We start from the raw sequence: 1,324 nt of genomic DNA, 5'->3' as shown, positions 1-1,324 counted from the left end.
CCCCTATAAACACACTCAATTTCGCGGGCCGCGTCTTTTTTTTAAAATACACCGCCCCAAGTCGGGCCTGCCCGACTTGGGCACACGGTGTGCGGATCTCGGGCAAGTCCGAGATCCGCCGGGGGGAGGGAAGAACGGAGCGGAGGAACGATCATGACCGCCCCCCTGCTCACGGTCTCCGGCCTGACCAAGCGCTACGGCGCGCGCACCGCCTGCGACGGCGTCGGCTTCACTTTGGAGGCGGGCGAGGTGCTGGCGGTGGTCGGCGAATCCGGCTCCGGCAAGTCGACCCTGCTCGGCCTGGTCGCCGGCGAGGTCGCGGCGGATGCGGGCTCGGTCGCCTACCGGATGCGCGACGGCGCCAGCCGCGACCTCGCGACCTTGAGCGCGGCCGAGCGCCGGGCGCTGATGCGCACCGACTGGGGCTTCGTGCGCCAGGACGCGTCGCAGGGCCTGCGCATGGCGGTCTCGGCCGGCGGCAACGTCGGCGAGCGGCTGATGGGCGTCGGCGAGCGCCATTACGGCCGCATCCGCGCCACCGCCCTCGACTGGCTCGGCCGCGTCGAGATCGCCGCAGACCGGATCGACGACCCGCCGACGCGGTTCTCCGGCGGCATGCGCCAGCGCCTGCAGATCGCCCGCAACCTCGTGACGAGCCCCCGCCTCGTGCTGATGGACGAGCCGACCTCGGGCCTCGACGTCTCGGTGCAGGCGCGCCTGCTCGACATGGTCCGCGGGCTCGTGGCCGAGCTCGGGCTCGCGGTGATCATCGTCACCCACGACCTCGCCGTCGCCCGCCTGCTCTCGCACCGGGTGCTGGTGATGCGCCACGGCCGGGTGATCGAGACCGGGCTGACCGATCAGGTCCTCGACGACCCGCAGGCCGCCTACACCCAGCTCCTCGTCTCCTCGGTGCTCGCCGCATGACCCCGCCGCTGATCGCCTTCGAGGACGTGGGCAAGCGCTTCACCCTGCACCTGCGCGGCGGCACGATGCTGCCGGTGATCGCGGGCGCGAGCCTCGCCGTCGCGGCGGGCGAGTGCGTGGTGCTCGGCGGCGCGTCCGGCACCGGGAAATCCTCGCTCCTGAAGATGGCCTACGGCAATTACCGCTGCGAGCACGGCGCGATCCGGATCTGGGACGGAGCCCGCACGGTGGACGTCGCCACGGCCGAGCCGCGCGCGATCCTGGCCCTGCGCCGGCACGTCGTCGCCTACGTCTCGCAGTTCCTGCGCGTGATCCCCCGCGTCGGCGGCCCGCCGGGGGGGGGGGGGGGGGGGGGGGCGGGGGGGGGGGGGGGGGGGGGGGGGGGGGGGGGGGGGGG

Annotated in this window: 2 protein-coding genes; both read left to right on the top strand. The window is 73.6% G+C overall.

The window, feature by feature from the left end:
- Positions 1 to 153 precede the first annotated feature (153 nt).
- Positions 154 to 927, top strand: a complete 774-nt coding sequence (gene phnK / locus FV223_RS27825) for a phosphonate C-P lyase system protein PhnK (protein WP_147729897.1) — start codon at positions 154 to 156, stop codon at positions 925 to 927.
- A partial coding sequence (locus FV223_RS27820; RefSeq protein ID WP_147729896.1) for an ATP-binding cassette domain-containing protein occupies positions 924 to 1,324 on the top strand: 401 nt, incomplete at its 3' end. The genes phnK and FV223_RS27820, both read left to right, overlap by 4 nt.

Origin of the sequence: Methylobacterium sp. WL116, from assembly GCF_008039455.1 — a bacterium.
Taxonomy (GTDB): domain Bacteria; phylum Pseudomonadota; class Alphaproteobacteria; order Rhizobiales; family Beijerinckiaceae; genus Methylobacterium.
Note: the sequence above shows the minus strand (reverse complement) of the source record. Positions and strands in the feature narration are given on the sequence as shown.